This window comes from Olsenella profusa F0195 (assembly GCF_000468755.1).
Lineage (GTDB): Bacteria > Actinomycetota > Coriobacteriia > Coriobacteriales > Atopobiaceae > Olsenella_F > Olsenella_F profusa.
Genome location: NZ_AWEZ01000073.1, coordinates 99639 through 118633, shown reverse-complemented (window position 1 = coordinate 118633; position 18995 = coordinate 99639). Strand labels below are relative to the sequence as shown.

19 protein-coding genes are annotated in these 18995 nt (G+C 64.6%); 3 read left to right on the top strand and 16 right to left on the bottom strand.

The window, feature by feature from the left end; translation table 11 throughout:
• Positions 1 to 3 precede the first annotated feature (3 nt).
• From HMPREF1316_RS12755 to HMPREF1316_RS12730, 6 genes are all read right to left on the bottom strand, one after another.
• Positions 4 to 546: an anhydro-N-acetylmuramic acid kinase gene (locus HMPREF1316_RS12755; protein WP_021727372.1), complete on the bottom strand. Its 543-nt coding sequence runs from the start codon at positions 544 to 546 to the stop codon at positions 4 to 6.
• On the bottom strand, positions 536 to 1471 hold the full coding sequence (locus HMPREF1316_RS12750; protein WP_021727371.1) for an N-acetylglucosamine kinase: 936 nt from the start codon (positions 1469 to 1471) through the stop codon (positions 536 to 538). Before HMPREF1316_RS12750 ends, HMPREF1316_RS12755 begins: the two co-directional genes overlap by 11 nt.
• On the bottom strand, positions 1468 to 2568 hold the full coding sequence (locus HMPREF1316_RS12745; RefSeq protein ID WP_021727473.1) for a DUF871 domain-containing protein: 1101 nt from the start codon (positions 2566 to 2568) through the stop codon (positions 1468 to 1470). Before HMPREF1316_RS12745 ends, HMPREF1316_RS12750 begins: the two co-directional genes overlap by 4 nt.
• A gap of 99 nt (positions 2569 to 2667) precedes the next feature.
• Entirely contained in the window at positions 2668 to 3966 is a 1299-nt protein-coding gene (locus HMPREF1316_RS12740) for a PTS sugar transporter subunit IIC (RefSeq protein ID WP_021727407.1), read from the bottom strand.
• Between the two features lie 54 nt (positions 3967 to 4020).
• Positions 4021 to 4323 carry a PTS sugar transporter subunit IIB gene (locus HMPREF1316_RS12735; protein ID WP_021727379.1) on the bottom strand — a complete coding sequence of 101 codons (303 nt, stop codon included), beginning with the start codon at positions 4321 to 4323 and terminating at the stop codon, positions 4021 to 4023.
• Between the two features lie 45 nt (positions 4324 to 4368).
• Entirely contained in the window at positions 4369 to 5214 is an 846-nt protein-coding gene (locus HMPREF1316_RS12730; protein ID WP_021727437.1) for a MurR/RpiR family transcriptional regulator, read from the bottom strand.
• Between the two features lie 369 nt (positions 5215 to 5583).
• Here HMPREF1316_RS12730 and HMPREF1316_RS12725 point away from each other — a divergent pair, with 369 nt between their 5' ends.
• Positions 5584 to 5916, top strand: a complete 333-nt coding sequence (locus HMPREF1316_RS12725) for a PTS lactose/cellobiose transporter subunit IIA (protein ID WP_021727428.1) — start codon at positions 5584 to 5586, stop codon at positions 5914 to 5916.
• Positions 5917 to 6122: 206 nt separating this feature from the next.
• Here HMPREF1316_RS12725 and HMPREF1316_RS12720 read toward each other — a convergent pair whose 3' ends face one another.
• The gene (locus HMPREF1316_RS12720; protein ID WP_021727360.1) at positions 6123 to 7601 is read right to left on the bottom strand and encodes an FGGY-family carbohydrate kinase; all 1479 of its coding nucleotides are present in this window, start codon (positions 7599 to 7601) and stop codon (positions 6123 to 6125) included.
• Between the two features lie 157 nt (positions 7602 to 7758).
• On the opposite strand from HMPREF1316_RS12720, the gene HMPREF1316_RS12715 reads away from it, so the two are divergent.
• Positions 7759 to 8448, top strand: a complete 690-nt coding sequence (locus HMPREF1316_RS12715; protein ID WP_021727394.1) for a hypothetical protein — start codon at positions 7759 to 7761, stop codon at positions 8446 to 8448.
• Here HMPREF1316_RS12715 and HMPREF1316_RS12710 read toward each other — a convergent pair.
• The 9 genes from HMPREF1316_RS12710 to HMPREF1316_RS12670 all read right to left on the bottom strand — a co-directional run bounded on the left by HMPREF1316_RS12710 (position 8445) and on the right by HMPREF1316_RS12670 (position 17680).
• Positions 8445 to 9335 (bottom strand): ribokinase, encoded by an 891-nt coding sequence (locus HMPREF1316_RS12710; protein ID WP_040652599.1) that lies wholly within the window; start codon positions 9333 to 9335, stop codon positions 8445 to 8447. The genes HMPREF1316_RS12715 and HMPREF1316_RS12710 overlap by 4 nt on opposite strands.
• Before the next feature lie 39 nt (positions 9336 to 9374).
• Positions 9375 to 9770: a D-ribose pyranase gene (gene rbsD, locus HMPREF1316_RS12705; protein WP_021727433.1), complete on the bottom strand. Its 396-nt coding sequence runs from the start codon at positions 9768 to 9770 to the stop codon at positions 9375 to 9377.
• 102 nt (positions 9771 to 9872) lie between these two features.
• On the bottom strand, positions 9873 to 10970 hold the full coding sequence (locus HMPREF1316_RS12700) for an ABC transporter permease (protein WP_021727364.1): 1098 nt from the start codon (positions 10968 to 10970) through the stop codon (positions 9873 to 9875).
• Between the two features lie 2 nt (positions 10971 to 10972).
• Complete coding sequence (locus HMPREF1316_RS12695; protein WP_021727443.1) at positions 10973 to 12529, bottom strand: sugar ABC transporter ATP-binding protein; 1557 nt, start codon at positions 12527 to 12529, stop codon at positions 10973 to 10975.
• A 35-nt stretch (positions 12530 to 12564) separates the two neighbouring features.
• Entirely contained in the window at positions 12565 to 13245 is a 681-nt protein-coding gene (locus HMPREF1316_RS12690) for a DUF2291 domain-containing protein (protein ID WP_021727368.1), read from the bottom strand.
• 134 nt (positions 13246 to 13379) lie between these two features.
• The gene (locus tag HMPREF1316_RS12685) at positions 13380 to 14408 is read right to left on the bottom strand and encodes a D-ribose ABC transporter substrate-binding protein (protein WP_040652659.1); all 1029 of its coding nucleotides are present in this window, start codon (positions 14406 to 14408) and stop codon (positions 13380 to 13382) included.
• A 78-nt stretch (positions 14409 to 14486) separates the two neighbouring features.
• Positions 14487 to 15431 carry a transketolase family protein gene (locus HMPREF1316_RS12680; protein WP_021727382.1) on the bottom strand — a complete coding sequence of 315 codons (945 nt, stop codon included), beginning with the start codon at positions 15429 to 15431 and terminating at the stop codon, positions 14487 to 14489.
• Positions 15424 to 16263, bottom strand: coding sequence for a transketolase (locus HMPREF1316_RS12675; RefSeq protein WP_021727457.1), 840 nt, complete (start codon positions 16261 to 16263; stop codon positions 15424 to 15426). The genes HMPREF1316_RS12680 and HMPREF1316_RS12675 overlap by 8 nt, the downstream gene beginning before the upstream one ends.
• A gap of 1 nt (position 16264) precedes the next feature.
• Entirely contained in the window at positions 16265 to 17680 is a 1416-nt protein-coding gene (locus HMPREF1316_RS12670) for an L-fucose/L-arabinose isomerase family protein (protein WP_021727400.1), read from the bottom strand.
• Positions 17681 to 17848: 168 nt separating this feature from the next.
• Between HMPREF1316_RS12670 and HMPREF1316_RS12665 the strand changes: the two genes are divergently transcribed.
• A complete protein-coding gene (locus tag HMPREF1316_RS12665) occupies positions 17849 to 18895 on the top strand; it encodes a substrate-binding domain-containing protein (protein ID WP_021727413.1) in 1047 nt (348 codons plus the stop codon).
• Positions 18896 to 18995 lie beyond the last annotated feature (100 nt).

Genomic DNA, 18995 nt, shown 5'->3' with positions numbered 1-18995 from the left:
TCTCTACCCTAGGTGCCATGGCAGCGGACCGCCTTGGGGAGGCGGGGTGATGGTTCCCAGCACCGCTGGCGACCTTGCTCCCGTTGCCGAGGGTACGTTCGAGGGTCGCCCGTGCAGGGTCTCGTTACCCAGTATGGCAAAGGCCATTGCCTCCTTCGCGTCGCTGGAAACACCCAGGTCCTCCTGGGTGAGCACCTCAACGTGAGGAAGCCACCGCGCAATCTCCCCCACCATCACGGGGTTGTGTGCCCCTCCACCTCCCACGACCAGGCGGTCGATGGGACCGCCGACGCGGGGCTCCACAAGGCGCAGGCAGGCTTCCGCCACGCTTTGCGCCGTGAACTCCGTGAGTGTGCGCACCAGGTCCTCGCCAGGCACGTCGGGATGAGTGGCAAGGATGCGGGCCACGGCCTGCGTGCCAAAGAGCTCCCTCCCCGCAGACTTTGGCGGCTTGAGAGAGAAGTACGGCTGCGCCATCAGCTCCCGGAGCAACGCATGGTCGACAGCCCCTCGCGCCGCGATGGCACCGCCCTCGTCATACGACACCCCGCATACATGCGTCCCCTCCCTCCAGAGACCTGCGAAGCACCAGGCAGGCTCCGGCCACCGGCTCGAAGACGGGCTCTTCCAACCGGCAGGCCGGAGGCAGGAGCTCCGGGAGCATCCTGAGGATGGTGCCTCCTCCGCCCAGGAACGTTCCCCCAATGTACGAGATCCTCACCTCGCTCGCATCGGGGAAGAGGCCCCGCACGACGGTCGAGGCCATCTCGGCATCAGCCGCAGCGGCCTCATCGAGAATGTGGCTCGCTTCGGGGTCTCCCCCGTCTGCCGCCTCGAACACAAGCGGCGCCAGTGAGGCCACCTCGCTGCGGCCCACAAGCGACCCCCACCTAAGCGCGATGAGGTCGTAGCCGGACACAAGGCCTAAGTGCTCCCGGACCAGCTGGTACAGGGTGCCACGAGGGGACCTCCCGTCCGCCTGTCTGCTGAAGGCCTGCAGGAGCCGGCGGCCCATCCACCAGCCACTCCCCTCGTCCCCTATCTGGCACCCCCAGCCACCGCAACGCAGGCTCAGCTCGCCCCGCATACCCAGGGCGGCGGACCCTGTGCCGGCCACCATGACGACACCGTCGGCGAGAGCTAACGCTGCCGAGCAGCCCGCCTCGAGGTCGCTCAGCAGCGCATATGGATGGCCCAGGGCGACCCTCTCGCACACCCCCTCGACCTTCGCGCGGGAGAGCGGCTCTTCGCCATAACCAGCGAGGCCAAATCCAATGCCCCATTCCTCGCCCAGGCCACCCTCGCGCATGGCCCAGGAGATGCCCTCGCCCAGCACGCTCGCCATGCCCCTCTCGCCCGCTTGGGCGATGTGGCAGCTGGGAAGGCGCAGGTTCGCAATGACGCCCATGTCCTCATCAAAGGTGACGAAGGAGGTCTTGGTTCCCCCGCCGTCGATGCCGAGCCATCTCATGCGTCCTGCGCTTCGTGGAAACGGAACTTCTGCCAGGGGCGGATCGTGTCGATGAGGAAGTGCTCCTCCTCGGGGATGTGCCCCACGACGCTGCTCCTGCCGCTGTTGCGCATATCGCTGCGGGCAACCTGCAGCTCGCCGGCATAGTGGCCGTACTCGCTGCTCTCGATGACCACGTCGCCGCGGCGGATGACCTCGGGTGCGTCCAGCACGGCAAAGTGGTGGCCCCGATACTTCACCCTGCTCTGCGTGGACCGGAGGAAGTTCGCAGACACGTCCCCTCGGTTGAAGTGCAGCTCATCCAGGACGATGGACCGCTCGACCTCGGGAAGGCCCGGGGCGAGGGCGACCCCAAAGGACACCAGGTTCCTAGGCAGGGTGCCTATGCGGTCCAGCTCCTCCTGCGTGGGGTAGCAGTTGGAGATGATGACGTCGTCGATGGTGCCCAGGGAGACGTAGTGCTCCACCTGAAGATGGAGCGGCAGGTGCCGGTGCATCTCAAGCGTGGGAAGACCGTCCGTCACCGGCCAAGGCCCAAAGGTGCCCGATGCCTGCGACGTGACGAACGCCGCCGTTCTCAGGCCATGCGATCTGAAGCGACGCGTGCAGGCATTGAAGTGGTCGAGCCCCAGGCCGGAGTAGGCATGCGGGTAGAAGTTGTGACAGCCCACCAGGTGCGAGGGGTCGGGCTGGTAGTCCATGATAGTGTCGATGTAGTGGACGTCGTTGCTCATGTTCACCTCGACCATGAGGCCCTCGGGGTTGAAGGTCATGAGCGACTCCTCGCTACCCGTGAAGCCCATGTCGAGGCGGATGCCGTCCGCGCCGATATCCTTGAAGAAGGCGAGATCCTGGTAGGACACGCCCAGCCTGCTGAAGGCCTTGGGGTCGCAGTCGAGGAAGACCTCGAAGCCCAGCTCATGGGCACGACGGTTGATGTCCGAGAAGTCCCGCATCACGTTCTCGCGGCTGTCCTCGACCGAGAGCAGACAGCTGAAGATGCGGGAGAATCCCGCCCTCGCGGACCGCTCCATATAGTCGAGCAGCTCGTCGCGGTCGCTCTTCTCGGGATAGATGGAGATGCCAAGGCGCTTCATGACCCTCCTGACCTGGTCACCTGCAGATGCAAAGGGCCCAGGACATACCTGGGGCCCTGATGGGACGTTTGGTGGTCCGACGGCGCGAGTCCACCCCCTCTACTCCTGCGGCTCCTCCACCTGCTCCTGGGCAAGGAACTGCTTGTCGTAGATCTTCACGAACGGAAGGTAGCACACCGCCGAGACCGCGATGAGGATGCAGCACAGTACGGCGGCACGCCAGTCTCCACCCGTCGCCAGATAGGCCCCGATGGGTCCGGGCAGGGTCCACGGAGCGGTGATGATCACACGGCTCACCAGGCCGAGGCTCGTGGCAACCCATGCGATGATGGCACAGATCATCGGCGTGAGGACGAAGGGGATGGCCAACGTGAGGTTGAGCACCACGGGCGCGCCGAACATGAGGGGCTCGTTGATGTTGAAGAGGGCCGGCGCGACACAGATGCGCCCAAGATCCTTGAGGTACTTCGACTTGCACACGCTCACCAGGAGGATGGCCAGACCGATGGTGCAGCCCGCGCCACCGATCCAGATGAACCATTGGTAGAACGGCTCGGGGCCAATCGCGGGAAGGGCGGTCCCGGCCACGCCGGAGGCTGCGGCATTGGCGTTCTGCTCGAGCAGGGTGAGCCAGAGGGGACGCGCGATGGAACCCACGATCGAGGCGCCATGGATGCCGAAGAACCAGAAGAAGCAGGTCAGAAAGCACACGAGCAGCACACCGGGCAGCGTGTCGGTGGCGGTGACGAGGGGCGTGACGATGGCCGTGATGGCCCCGCTCCAGTTGAAGCCCAGGAAGTACGTGATGGAACCGATGAGCAGCATCACCAGCAGCGTGGGCGTGAGCGCCTCGAAGGAGCGGGAGACCGAGGGAGGCACCTGCTCGGGCATGGTGATGTGGAACCGGGAGCTCTGGGTGAGGCGGAAGATGTTGATGGCGATGAAGGTGACGATGATGCCCACGAAGAGGCCGGCACTGCCCAGAGACGACATGGGGAGCACGAAGCCGGCGATCCCCGCGTTGGCGTCCGCGCTCACGTTGACGGGCTTGATGGTGAGCAGGAAGGCCATGACGGACATCACACCACCCGAGAGGCCATCAAGGTCGTAGGACCTGGCAAGGCTGTTGCCCATGCCAAAGACCGCATAGAGCGACATGATGTACATGGTCACGCGGTAGGGAAGCAGTATCGTGGCGGCGTTAGCCGTGAGGAACTGGTAGAGCCCCCAGCTCTGGGGCAGCGGCGGGTTGGCGATGATGAGAAAGAACGACCCGACGATGATGAGCGGCAGGGCGGCGATGACGCCATCGCGGACGGCAAGCAGGTACCTGTTCGACCCGAACTTGCTCATGGCTGGCCCCAGCTTGTCCTCTAGGAACTTTTGAAACGCGTCCATATCCCCTCCTTGTTGTGGGTGAGCGTGCGAATGCGATGGCCGTCCCCGCAGTGGCTACCCCTCAAGGACCTGGTCCACCTGCGTGAGGATGTTCTCGACGTTGCCGAACGCATAGTCCCGTGGTGCGATCGGCACGACCGGGACGTCCACGGTCCCCGCGATCTGCGCCTTGCGATAGGCGACCTGGGGGCCCAGGAGGATGATGTCGTAATCCGCTGCCTCGTCGGCATAGTTGCTCGTTCCGCAGGCATCCACCTTGATCACGACGTCATGCTCCGTCGCGTACCTCTGCATCTTGTCCATGAGCACCGACGTCGACATCCCGCCGGAACACACGAGCAGAATCCTGTACTCCATGACACGCCCCTCTCTGGCCCCCACCTCATGGGATGCCCTATCAACTCACTTCTCGATGTAGTTGCGATCAAACCACTCAGAGCAACGCTGGAAGTTCCTGCTCACGTACACCGCGAAGAGGATGTCCACGATGTCCAGCTGCGAGATGTGCGACGCGCTCGCCGAGCTTCGAAAGATGGGCTCCGTCGAGGCGACGTAGAGCGTCTGGTCGGCCAGGCGGACAAGCTCCGAGTCGTGAGCGGCCCGCGTGATGGCGATGAGGGACGCGCCGCGTCCCTTGGCCCTCCGCGAGCACTCGATGACCTCGTGCGTGAGCCCCGAGTAGCTGAATGCAATCGCAAGGTCCTCAGACCCCATGTTCGTGGCGCACACGAGCTGGGCGTGCCAGTCGTCACAGACGTTGCAGCGCACGTTGGCACGGATGAGCTTGTAGTACAGGTCCCGGGCGCTCAGCAGGGAGGAGCCCAGGCCAAACAGGCTGATGCTGCACGCCTGCCCCATGAGGGCCACGCACGACTCGATGGTGTCGGGGTCATTGAGCTTCTCCGTGATGGTCAGGGACTCGATGTTCTTCCTGGTCACCTTGAAGATGCTCTGCCGTACCGAATCCTTGGGACTGATGTCCCCAATGGACGTACGCTCACTGTCTCGCCGCCTCGCCAGCTCGAAGACGAGCGAGCTCTGGAACTGCCGATAGCCGCCAAGACCCAGGTGCCGGCAGAGGCGCGAGATGGTGGACGGGGAGACGAACGAGGCGTCCGCAAGCTGATGGATGCTCATGCCCATCACATCCTCCGTATGTGCGAGGATGTAGTCGATGGCGTTGCGCTCCGAGGTCGTTGCTCTATCTCTATTCTCTTTTAAAAGGACCATGACGTCACGTCCATCCATGGCTTGTCCCTACTGTTGTACCTATATGGAATTATTGCGTCACGACAATTCTTAATTTCAGGTATTTAATTTCAATTTTGGAACGGAAGACATTCGGACGGCACACCCTTGTCGGCGAGCGGGACCGGGAGACCGCAAAACGTGTCAGACCGCAGGGCACCCACCAGGCGGGCACTCGGGAAAGAAGGCTCCATGTGCCCACTGAGCACCTGCATCCATCTGTGGCCTTTCTCTCTCACTCGCGAGGACAGGCACCTGGGAGCGAAGTGCGCGCCACCCCCTGTCCACCTGTTAGGTGGCGTTTGTCCGCCGTGGGGGCGATGCGTATCCTCGTCTCAGCACAGGGAGCCGCAACCGAAGGGGGTTTGCATGGACGAGGAGAGCGTCCAGACATCGTTCGAGATCATCGCGATGTCGGGAGAGGCCCGGAGTAAGGCGTACGAGGCCCTCGGTAGCGCCAAGGAGGGGGACTTCGAGGTAGCCTCCTCTCTGCTCGGTGAGGCGCAGTCCGCTCTGGACAAGGCCCACAACATCCAGACGAGCCTCATCACACGCGCCGCGCGCGGAGAGAGCATGACCCTCGACATCCTCCTCGTGCACTCGCAGGACCACCTCATGACCTCGATCCTGGCCCTCGAGCTCATCCAGGAGCTGATGGAGCTCTATCGGCTCCGCGCAGAGGACCGGAAGGAGACGGCATGAGCGGGAGGCTCGGCCTGCTCGATGCGGTGGAATGCCCACCCACCTTTGGCGTCTCGCCTGGCCTGGTGGTGGATCTCATCGCCAGCGGGGAGCATGCCTTCGTGAGGACTCAGGAGGGAGCCGAGGACTCCGAGGCCGATGGCGCGAGCGACCCCAAGGCGCATGACGTGAGCGAGCGACAACACCGACCCTGGGGGCACGATCCGTCAGTCCGAGAGCGCCTTCGACACCGCATGCCGCCAGCCCGCATAGCGCCCCTGTGCCCATCCCTCGTCCCGCAGAGGCACGTAGCGTCTGCGCTCGACGCCCCGAAAGAGCGTGGCCGCATCGTAGACCCCCATACCACAGCCAGCCGCATACGCCGCCCCCATGCCCGAGAGCTCCTCGGTAGGAGAGACGGCAACGGGGCGGCGCGCCATGTCGCTCTGGAACTGCATGAGGTACCCGTTGTGGGTGGGACCTCCATCCACGCGAAGCTCGCCTATCCGCAGGCCGGCGTCCGCCTCCATGGCCTTGAGGACGTCCGTGATCTGGTAGGCGATGCAGTCGAGGGCGGCACGAACCACCTCCGCCCTGTGCGTGGTGCGCGTCATGCCCACGAGCGCGCCCGTGGCATCGCTGTCCCAGTAGGGGGCACCCAGGCCCGTAAAGGCCGGCACCAGATAGGAACGGTCGCCCTCGGCGGCCGCCCGGGCCAGTGCCTCCGTCTCATCGGCGGATCGAATGAGCCCCAGGTCGTCCTTGAGCCAGGTGATGACGGCACCGGCGTAGTTGACGTTGCCCTCGAGCACGTAGCTGACCGTACCGTTCAGCTTCCAGGCCAGGGACGAGACGAGCCCACTCCCCGAGCGCACGGGGCTCTCGCCCACGTTCATCATGACGGACGAGCCCGTGCCATAGGTGGCCTTGACCATGCCCGCCCTCACGCACCCCTGGGCGAACAGGGCGCCGTGCGAGTCGCCCAGGATGCCATGGATGGGAATGGGCGCATCGAGGTAGCCCTCGAAGTCGGTCATGCCGAAGGCGGCGTCGGAGTCACAGACCTCCGCCAGCACGGAGGCGGGCACACCGAAGGCATCGCACAGCTCCTCGCTCCACGCCAGATGGGAGATGTCGAAGAGCTCGGTGCGCGAGGCGTTGGAGTAGTCCGTCCTGTAGGCGGCCCCTCCCGTCAGGCGATACAGGAGGTAGGTGTCCACGGTGCCCAGGCGCAGCTCCCCCCTGGCCAACGCATGGGAGACGGCGGGCACGTTCTTCATGAGCCACGCGAGTTTGGCGGCCGGGAAGTAGGGCGAGAGCTCTATGCCCGTCTGCACGCGCACGAGCTCGGCCATGCCCTGACGACGCAGCCGTTCGCACACGTCCTCGGCACGGGCGTCCTGCCAGACGATGGCGCGTGCAAGCGGCGCGCCACCGACATCCCACACGAGCGACGTCTCGCGCTGGTTGGAGATGCCCACGCCACGGATGTCGCCCTTGTCGATGGCGGCCCGTGCTACGACGTCGGCCACAGTGGCGAGCACGTTGGCGTAGATCTCCTCCGCATCGTGCTCGATCCAAGCTCGGTCGCTCACGATCTGTCGGTGAGGCCGGTCGGCGCGGGCCACGAGCGACCCCTTCCCATCAAAGAGCAGCGACTTGGTTCCCTGCGTGCTCTGGTCGATGCCAAGAACGTACGAGGCCATGGGGCTTTCCTCCCTTGTCCCTTCCCTGTCACACGGCATGGCGCATGCCTGTCCGGGCGTGTTCGTCATCCCGGTGGTGCCACAATTGCCTAGAATCGAACCAACCGCTCCGGCGCCCGACACGCAGGACGTCACGACCCACGCCCAAGGGAGCCCCATGTCACGACAGAGCAAACGCACGCATCGACGGAGGCTGCGCGCCATGAGGGCGCTCGAGCGGGAGCGGATCATGGCAACGGGCGATAGCGTTGAGCCTCCCTCCTCGCCCCTGGCCACTGGTCACGGCCTGCGCTCGTCAGCCAGCATCCACTCGTCGTTCCACAGGCTCGTTGTGCTCCTTCACACGGCGCGCTCCCGCTTCCAAAACGTGCTGATCGCCGCCTCGACCCTGTTGATCGCATGGTCGTTCGCGTACCTTGCTGCAGGCACTGGAGCCTGGAGCCTCTTTGGCTACCGTCAGTCGGACACCCTCATGTCCCTCGTGCGCCTGGTGGCGTTTCTGGCAACCGCCGTCGAGGGCATCCGTGCGGGCGTCGACGCGGACCGGCTCCCCCGCGTGTCCCATGGCTGGGCGTTCGTTCCCCTTCTCTTCACCTTCCTCGACATCGTGCTCATGACGGTCCCGGGTAGCACGGCCGTCTTCTCCCTTGAGGGAGGCGCCCTGTACCTCTCCGTCCTCAACTTCGCGCTTGCCCTTGTCTACCTGGTGCTCTGCTTCAGGGCTGCCGCCGAGCATCCCGAGGCCGCAGAGGGGTTTCGCACCTCCCGACAACGGATCGCCAACGCCAAGGCGGAGCGCATCAACAACCCCAGGCCGTCGAGGCTGCCCCACAGGCACAGGCGCTAGCCCAGCGGGCTTGCCCGGACCTGCTCCATCGTGGGAATGGACGGCGCCGCCCCCTGCTGCGACACCGCCATCGCAGACGCCTTGGCAGCCAGCGCCAGGGCCTCCTGCACGGGCTTGCCAACGCTTCGCGCCCACACGAAGTAACCCGTGAACGTATCCCCCGCAGCGGTGGTGTCGATGACCTCAACCTCGAAGATGCCCTGTTCATAGCGATGCCCGCCACACTGATACACCGATCCCCTGGCGCCGAGGGTGAGGACCACCTCGGCCTGGGGGTACTGCTCCCCCAGTCGCCCAAGCACATCGGCCGGATCCGTCGAGCCACCCGAGATCTGTGCCCCCTCGATCTCGTTGAGGATGAACAGTGACACCTTGCCCAGGTCGACAGTGCGCAGCGCGTCATCGTACGGCGAGGGGTTCAGGATGACCTTCATGCCCAAGGCGCCCGCGCGATCCACAAGGTAGGCGAGGCACGAGATCTCGTTCTGGAGGACGAGGTAGTCCCCCGCCGAGAACTGCGCGAGCACCTGATCCACGTAGCCCTCGTCCACCTGCCGATTGGCGCCCCCATAGAGCAGGATGCAGTTCTGCCCCTTCGCATCCACCTGTATGACCGTATACCCCGTGGCAACGTCGCTGCGGGCGACGAGGTGCGTGTCGACGCCTGCGTCCCTGCAGACGTCCAGCAGCAGGCCCCCCTCGGGCCCCACCATCCCCGCCTGCCATACCCGCGCGCCCGCGCGGGCAAGCGCCACGGCCTGGTTGAGCCCCTTGCCGCCGGGGAAGACGCTGCGCTGTGTCGAGGCGAGCGTCTCCCCCGGCGCGACTATGTGGTCGACGCCATAGACGTAGTCTATGTTGAGGGATCCAAAGTCGAGAATCCTCATGATGCCTCCCGTCTTGTCCGGCACGCGATGGCCCGGAGGCTAGAACGCGCAGGCCGCAGTGAGCAGGATGTTGGGGTACGGCGAGAACTCCCCCGTGCGTATCACGAACTTGCAGGACGCCTCCACCCGCTTGAGCTCGTCGTGGGGAAGGTAGTCGTGCTCGACGCCCGCCAGCGCACCCTCGATGTAGCGGTGGAGCTCCGGGTTGGCCTGCCGTATCTCCTCGGCCAAGGTGTAGCGCTCGACGGCGCACTCGTCCAGGACGGCATCCATGACCTGGCGAAAGGTGGGGACGCCACCTGTCACGGCCAGATCGACGACCTCCACGCCCCTGGGTATGGGCATGCCGGCATCGGCAATCATGTAGCTGTCCTTGTGCCCCAGGCCGGCCAACAGCCCGGCAAGCTGGACGTTGAGTATGCCCCTCTTCTTCATGCTGTTCCTCCTCCAACTCGTGACGTGCCACGAGGTCACATGCGGACCATGCATCGCTCGGCATTCGCATGCCCCTGGGCACGCCGGCATGGTTCCGGGCTGCTATTCCGCCGCAGCCCCGGCGGCCCCGTCACCACCCACATCACCCCTGCCCTCGTCGCGCACCTGCAGGGCCATGCGCGCCTGAAGGTTGCGCTGCACCTGGTCAATCACCACGGCAATGATGATGACGATACCACGTATGACCTGCTGCCAGAACTCCGTGACGCCACACATGGCCATGCCATCGTTGATGACGCCGATGACGAAGGCTCCCTCGACGGTGCCAAGGATGGTACCCACGCCACCCGCCATGGAGGTGCCACCCAGGACGGACGCCGCGATGGCATTCATCTCCCAAGAGGTGCCGGTAGAGGGGTTGGCGCCCATGAGCTGCGAGGTGGTGATGATGCCGACCATGGCGGCGCAGAAGCCCGAGATGGCATAGACGATGATGAGGTTGCGGTCAACCTTGATGCCCGAAAGGCGCGCCGCGTTCTGGTTGCCACCGATTGCCAGCACGTGCCAGCCAAAGGCCGTCTTCCTGAGCACGATGCCCGCAATGACGGCAAAGATCGCAAAGATGATGACGCCCATGGGGATGCCCAGGACGCTCGATGCGAAGAAGCCGTATCCCGTGTTGCCGAGCCCGACATGCCCCGAGATGCTGGAGAACGTCGCCCCATTGGAGCGGATGTTGGCGAAGCCCCGCCAGACGTACATGGTGCCCAGCGTGGCGATGAAGGGGGCGACGCCCAGCTTCGTGATGACGAGGCCGTTCAGCATCCCCAGCACGACACCCATGAGCAGGGTGAGGAGCACCACGACAGGCACGCTGAAGTAGATCGTCACGCCCGCAAAGGTGAGGGTCAGGCCCTCCTGTACGAAGCCCGCCGAGACCATGCCGGCGAGACCGACCACCGCGCCCACCGAGAGGTCGATGCCCCCCGTGATGATGACGAACGTCATGCCAATGGCGAGGATGCCATAGAGTGCCACGTGTTTGGCCACGGAGAGAAGCGACCCTGCCGTGAAGAAGTTTGGGGTGGCAAGGCTGAAGAAGATCATGAGGATGACCAGCACGATGAGGGTTCGGCCGTTCAGCAGCACCATCACCAGGTTGTTGGTGCCCCCCGAGGCCTTCTTGGTTTCAGCTGCCATGTCTAGTTCTCCTTCTCTGCCTTCACAGCGTGATGTCCCTTGTAGGAAGCGAGCGCCAACGCATCCTTGTCGATGTGGCCCCCCGCGAACTCACCCGTGAGCCTGCCGTTCGAGAGGACGAGGATGCGGTCGGAGATGGCTATGATCTCCTCGAGCTCGGAGGAGATGACGATTATCGAGAGCCCCCGCCTGGCGTACTTGTCAATGATCTCGTAGACCTCGGTCTTGGCCCCGATGTCGATGCCGCGGGACGGCTCGTCCATGAGCAGGATCTGTGGCTCGGTGAGCAGCCCCTTGGCGATGACGACCTTCTGCTGGTTGCCGCCAGAGAGCGACAGGATCGGCAGGTGCTTGTCGGCGACCTTGATGTGGATGTCCCGGATCTCCTCGTCGACCCTCCTGTCCTCCGTGACGGAGTCGATGAGCGGCCCCTTCCGGTAGCGCTTGAGTGCCGCAAGGGACACGTTCTTCTCGATGTCCAAGGTCTGGACCAGGCCACCACCCTGGCGATCCTCCGGGATGAGCGAGATGCCCGCATCGATCATCTGCGAGACGCTGCCGATGGTGATGGGCCTGCCGTTGAGCCTGACCGTTCCCGTGTGCTCGGGACGCAGGCCCATGATGCACTCGAACACCTCGGTGCGTCCGGCGCCCAAAAGACCGTAGATGCCCAGCACCTCGCCCTTCCTGAGGTCGAAGCTCACGTGGTCGACGAGGTACCCCCCGCCGGGCTTGGGCAGGCAGAGGTCGCTGACCTCGAGGATCTTGGGCTGTGCGTCCCAATCGACGACGCGATCACGCTTGGGGTACTGCTTCTCGCCACCGGTCATCTTCTGGACGATCCAGCTGATGCTGATGTCCTTGACGTCAGCGTCGTCCACGTACCTGCCGTCGCGCAGGATGGTGACGTGATCGCCGATCTCCATGATCTCCTCGAGACGATGGGAGATGTAGACGATGGAGAGGCCGCTGGCCGTAAGCTCGCGCATGATCTTGAAGAGGACCTGCACCTCCTGTTGCGACAACGACGAGGTGGGCTCGTCCATGATGAGCACCTGGAGGTCGTCATCAACGAGTTCCCGGGCGATCTCTATCATCTGCTGCTGGCCGACGCGGAGGCTGCCGACCCTGGTGGTGGGGTCCATGGGATGCTCCAGGAGGTCAAGGACCTTCTTGGACGCGTTCATGTGGTAGGCGTCATCAAGGCTGAAGCCCCGCTTGTGCTCCCTGTTCATGAAGATGTTCTGGTACACGTTGAGATTGGGGAAGAGGCTGAGCTCCTGGTGGATGATGCCGATGCCGTGCCTGCGGGCCTCGGTCGTGTCCTTGAAGCTCACCTCGGCATCGCCAATGTACAGGGTGCCCGATGACGGCTGCTCGATGCCGGCTATCATCTTCATGAGGGTGGACTTACCCGCCCCGTTCTCGCCGATCAGGACATTGACCTTACCTTTGAGCAGGTCGAACGAGACGTTGTCGAGCGCCTTGGTACCGGGGTACACCTTTGAGATCCGATCGGCGTGCAGGAACACATCGTCCGGACAGCCATAGCCTGCCATACGTACGCACTTCCTTCCCAAGCGTCCGCAAACCCCTACTCGACTACCATCTCGATGGGCGTGATGGTGATCTTGCTCATCGTCGCCGAGTTGGCCGTGAAGGCGCCCACGAAGGTGACCCTCCTGCCCTTGATGGTGGCTATGTCGGCAGGGTCGATGACCTCGGACTGAGCCTTGTCGTTGAGGCCCTTGGAGACCTGTGACCACTCGGTCGTGTCCCTGTAATCGTTGAGGTTGATGCTGCTGAGGTAGTCACGCAACGACGTGTCCGATATGACGGGGCCGACGTTGATGTCGACCTCGGTGGGCCCATCGTAGCCTTCGAGCGCGATGGTGATGTAGCCCTTGGAGGATGCCCCCGAATCGGCTGCCTTCGCGACGACATTGGTGACGGTGCCGGCCCCCTTGACCGCATAGACCACGACATTGCCGGCTGCGCTCGAGGAGGTGGAGAGGCTCTTGCCTGCGAACTGGCTTGCCGTGTCATCGGCGACCAGGCTGCTCGCGCCCAGCAGCCCGTTGAGGTCCCGTGCGTTGCCGCCAATCTCGGACTGCACGTTCTCGCTCCACAGGGTGTCGATGTCTCTCGCGGCATCAAAGGTGGACTCGCCCGTGTACGTGCCCTCCTGGCCAATGGGCACCACCGTACATCCAAACAGGACGAGCGACCCCACCAGCGATGCGCTCACCACGACCGGGAGCATGCTCCTTCTCATCTTCTCTCCTCCTCCTGCCGCTGACAAGCCGCGCCGCAAGGGTAGGCCGCCGTGCGCGGTTCCGCAGCGGTGGGACCACGGACAGAACCCATGCCCCACCGTTCACCTGCCTGAGAGATGCTGCGAGCGCCGTGCTACTCCGTGTAGACGAAGCCATCGAGCTTGCCGGCATTGTCCTTGGTGATGACGATGCAGGGGATGAGCTGCTTCTCATCCTTGCCCGTCGCGCCCTCCTTGAGGTAGGTGTCAGCCTCCTGGACGGCGGTGCGGGCGATGACATCGAACTGCTGGAGCGCGGTGGCCGTGGCCTTGCCCTGCTTGATGAGGTCACGCACCTCGTCGGACCCATCGACGCCGACGACGGGGATGCTCATGCCCGCGGAGTCGAGGGCCGCGCAGACGCCCTGGACCATGGTGTCGTTGCCGGATATGACGCCGTTGATGTCGCTGCCATAGGTCTGGATGAGGGCCTCCATCTTGTTGTAGGCTTCGTCCTTCTCCCAGTTGGCCGTCTGGGCATCGAGCATCTTCATGTCCGGATACTGGTCGATGACGGCGTGGAACGCGTCGGAGCGCACGTGGGCGTTGGTGTCGGAGTCCTTGCCCTTGAGCTCGATGTAGTTGCCCTTCTCGCCCATGGCGTCCACGAAGGCCTGGGCCACGTCCGAGGCGCCCTGGTTGTTGTCGGCGATGATCTGGGCGATGGCGTCGCCCGTCGAGGAGATCTCGCGGTCGATCAGGAAGGTGGGGATGCCCGCCTCCGCCGCCTTCTGGACGGCTGCGACCGTCGCATCGGCACCGGCGTTGTCACAGATGATGGCGGCCGCCTTGTCGGCGATGGCGGAGTCGAAGAGCTCGGACTGCTTGTTGAGGTCGTCGTCGTGGGAGTTTGCCTTGACCTCATAGCCCAGCTTCTGCGCCTCGTCGGTGGCACCGTCGGCCTCGGCCTTGAAGGCGGGGTTGGAGACGGAGGGCGTGATGACATAGATGATGTCGGAGCCGCCTCCCTTCAGCACCTCCCGCTCGCCACCGGAGCCGGAGCTTGCGGGCTTGGAGGCGTCCGACGAGCCACCCCCACACGCGGTAAGCAGCGCGGCAAGGCCGAGGCCTGCGCCCATGACACCGGATACCCTACAGAAGTCGCGCCTCGAAACGTCTTTCATGATTGCCCCTCTCCTGAACTCGTTGTACAGGCAGGCCATCCCTGCCCCACATCCCACCACGGGCCTGGGTGCCAGGCACTAGCCCCCCTTGGCGAGAAGCTCCCGCACGCGCGTGGCGATTCCATGCGCATCCAGGTCGTACTGCGCGAAGACCTCCCGTGAGCTGCCCGTGATGACCGGTGCGTCGGGAAGCGCCATCGTGACGCAGGGCCTCGGGCACTCTTCGCCCACCACCTGAGCCACCATCGAGCCCAGGCCACCGAAGGGCGCATGCTCCTCCACGCCCACGACCACCTTGGCATCCCGCGTATACGTGACAATGGCCTCGCGGTCGAGCGGCTTGACGCAGTACATGTCGAGCACGGTGGCGCTCACGCCATCGGCGGCCAAGAGGTCGGCCGCCACGACTGCAGGCCGGACCATCTCGCCGCAGGCCACCAGCAGCGCATCGGTGCCCTCGCGAACCACCGTGGCCCGATCCATCTGGAAGGGGCAGGAGTCCTCGGTGTAGACGTCCTCGACGGGATTGCGGCCCACGCGGATGTAGGCGGGCCTCTCGTCCTCGAGCAGCGCCTCGAAGAGCCGGGTCGTCTGGAAGCGGTCGCTCGGGAGGTACACGCGCATGTTGGGGATGGCGCTCATGGCGGCGATGTCCTGGGCGGAGTGGTGGCTCATGCCCAGGGCGCCATAGCTCACGCCCCCCGAGATGCCGATGAGCTTGACGTTGGTGTCGGAGTAGGCGCAGTCGACCTTGACCTGCTCGTAGGAGCGCGTGCTCACGAAGGAGGCGGGGCTGGCGGCATAGGGCTTCTTGCCGCACGCGGCGAGGCCCGCGGCGATGCCCACGAGGTCCTGCTCGGCAATGCCAACCTCGATGGCCTGCTCCGGATACCGCTCGAAGAAGGGCGTGAGCGAGGCCGACCCGCGGGAATCGGAGCAGAGCACCACAACGTCCCTATCGGTGGCTGCGTGCCTCATGAGCACGTCACAGATTGCCTTGCGGTTGGGCACGGTGCTAGGCATGACGCTCAGCCTCCCTTCGGGCCTTGAAATCAGCTGATATGTGGGCATACTCCTCGGCGCTGGGCAGCTTGTGGTGCCAGTTGGCCTTGTCCTCCATCACGGGGCTCCCGTAGCCCTTGGTGGTGTTCGCGATGATGACGGTCGGCCTGCCCTTGGCCTTCTGGGCCAGGGTGAAGGCGGCGTCGAGGGCGGCGAGGTCGTTGCCGGGGATGGAGATCACATTCCACCCGAAGGCGGCCCAACGCTCCTGTTGGGGGTCCTGCCGCATGACGTCCTCCGTGGGGCCAGAGATCTGCAGACGGTTGCGATCGACCAGGGCACACAGGTTGTCGAGGGCATAGCTGCCGCCGCTCATGGCCCCCTCCCACACGGAGCCCTCGGCCAGCTCGCCGTCACCAAGGAACACGTACGTGCGATAGGGGCGGCCGTCCATCCGGGCGGCAAGCGCCATGCCCACGGCAACCGGCAGTCCATGGCCCAGCGATCCGGAGTTCATCTCGATGCCCGGCAGCTTGTTGTTGGGGTGACCGATATAGGGCGAGCCGAACGTGGAGAAGCGGGCCTTGACGTCCGCGAGGTCGAGGAAGCCACGGTTGCAGAGGACCGCATAGTAGGCCTCCATCGCATGGCCCTTGGAGAGGATGAAGCGATCGCGGTTGGGGTCGCCCGCAGTCTCGGGCGTGACGTTGAGGTGATTGGCGTAGAGCACCAGCAGCGCGTCCATGATGGACATGTCACCGCCGATGTGGCCGCCGCCACCCGCCATGATGATGTCCACGCAGTCCTGGCGCAGCTCCCAGCGCAGGCGCTCCAGCTCGGCAATGTCCGCCACCCTACTCACCCCTCAGGTATGCCTTGACGTCTTCCTCGATCGGGTCGTACAGGTCGGGCGTGATGCCCAGGTACTTGCAGGCCTCGTACAGCACCGGCACGACATCGTCATGGATACCCACGCAGTGGTGGATGTAGGGTCCCTCGACGATCTTGGCCTCGAGGCGCTTGATGTCGTCCACCCTCACCCACAGGTAGGTGCCCATGCCCTTGGGGCCGTCGATGCCCTCGGCATGCCCCAGCAGCAGGGAGTATGCGCCGTTGTCGCCATCGAAGCGCGCCAGCGTGAGGTTGCCGTGCCTGGCCTCGGCCGTGAGGGCGCCGTTGTGATCGAACGCCAGGGGAACGGTGATCTTTGGCCTCTCCTTAGCGACGCTGCAGGGCCACGGCCCACAGTGCTGCAGGAGCTCGCCATTGGGCTCGTCGGGGTGACGGATGGTCCAGTCGGCGAAGAAGGAGCGCTTGCGGCCCATGTCGGCAGCCTCGACCATCAGGCTGGTGATGGCACCGTGCACATCGGTCTCGCAGGTGATGGGCGTGCCCTCCTCGTTGAGGATGGAGTTGGCCGCACAGGGCATGACGCCCAGCTCGTGCTGGAGCTCGTTCCAGCACTGGATGCAACCGGCCGTGCAGTGGTAGCTCCTGAGGAGGCGACGGATGGCGACGGCCATGCCGGCCACGGTTTGGGCCTGTTCGCTGCTGCAGTCGCGGTCGAAGTGCTCTTCCATCCACGCGAGCTGGGCCTCGACGTCGGAGCTGCCGTCACCCGTGACCTCGCCTGTGGCCTGCCGCACGCCACGCGTGAGCTCACCGAGGGGCACGGGCACGCACTCGATGTTGAACCGTTCCAGCAGCTCGCCCTCGTTGCACATGGTGGAGTAGAACTCGTAGGGCCTGGGACCCATCTGCAGGATGCGGGCGGCCCGGAAGGCCCTCACCACGTTGCAGACGGCCATGAAGTCGCGCAGGCCACGTTCGAACACCGGGTCGTCCACCCGGCAGTTGGTCAGGTAGGTGAAGGGCACCTGGAAGCGGCGGAGCACCTTGCCCGTGGCGAAGAGGCCGCACTGGGTGTCGCGCAGGCGCACGCCGTTGGGCTCGGGCCGCTCGTCAAGCGGGCCCCACAGGAGGACGGGCCTTCCGAGGTCCTTGGCAAGGCGCGCGCAGATGAACTCGGTACCGAAGTTGCAGTGCGGGAGGAACAGGCCGTCAACCCCGGCGGTGCGGAACTTCCCCAGCACCCTGATGCGGTCGTCCTCGTCGAAGAGGAGCCCCTCGTCGTTGATGTCGTCGATGTCCACGAACTCAACGTTCAGCTCGGTCAGCCTGTCCGCGATGATCGTGCGATACCGTCTGGCGTCCGGAGCGGAGAAGATGCTCCTGCGGGTAGGTGCATATCCGATGCGAATGGTGTCCATGCCTCTCCCTGACCCCTTCGATTGAATCGGCACGATGTCGTGTGCCCACACTCACGGTATGCTCTTTGAACGATTGATAAATGAATGAAAAACATTTACTAAATATTTAGTACTAAACTATGGGTGCCGCCGGGAGGTCGGCCGCCGTATCTCGACGAGGGGGAGCGCATGTCCAGCACGGCAAGGGTGACATCGCGGGATGTGGCACGCGAGGCAGGCGTCTCCCCTGCGACCGTCTCGCTCGTGCTGAGAAACAAGCCAGGCGTCGGGGCACAGACACGCGAGCGCGTCCTCCGGGTCGCGAAGGAGATGGGGCTCGAGCGCGTGTCGGGAGGAGCTCATCGCAAGACGAGCACCCTCCTGTTCATCATCTACAAGCGACACGGAAAGGTGGTGCGGGAGACGCCCTTCTTCGAGGCCCTCATCAAGGGCGCCTCGGATGCCACGTACCGCAACGGCTACCACCGCCTCTCCATCTCATACTTCTATGAGCATGAGCATGCCTCGGAGCAGCTCAAGGCGCTGCGATCCATCAAGTGCGCAGGCATACTGCTGCTCGCGACCGAGATGCGCGCACGCGAGGTATCGCAGTTCGAACGCCTTGGCGTGCCCATCGTCCTTTTGGACAGCTGGTTTCCCACCAAGAACCTCGACTCCGTCGTCATCGACAACAGCCGTGGTGCCTGGGAGGCCGTGCGGTACCTTCATGGCATGGGACACACCGACATCGGCTACCTCCATTCGAAGGTGGACATCCGTAACTTCCTCGAGCGCCAGCAGGGCTTCCTCTCCGCCATGGGAGACATAGGGCGCTCCTCGGATCCCACCCAGAACACCATCGTGCGCGTGGGCTCGACGATGGATGCCGCCTGCATGGATATGCTTGCCTACCTTGACGCCAGCCCCAAGCTGCCCACGGCGTTCTTCGCCGATAACGACCTCATCGCATCGGGCTGCATCCGCGCCCTCCAGGACCATGGCATCCGCGTGCCCGAAGACGTATCGGTCATGGGGTTTGACAACATCTATACCAGCAGCTTCTTCAATCCGCCCCTCACGACGATGGGGGTTCCGAAGGAATGCATGGGGGCGACGGCGGTGCAGCGCCTCTCGAACATCATCAAGGGCAAGACCGACGGCAACACGGTACGCATCTCGATGAACCTCAGACTTGTGGAGCGCCTGAGCGTGGCGCGCCTGCAGAAGGTGGACTAGCCATGCCAAGGCCCCTTCCCACCACGGTGCGGGCCTGCGGGGAACGGGTGCCCGCCCACGTGCGGGCGTCTCGCGAAGCGCCCGGCCATACCTCGGCGGC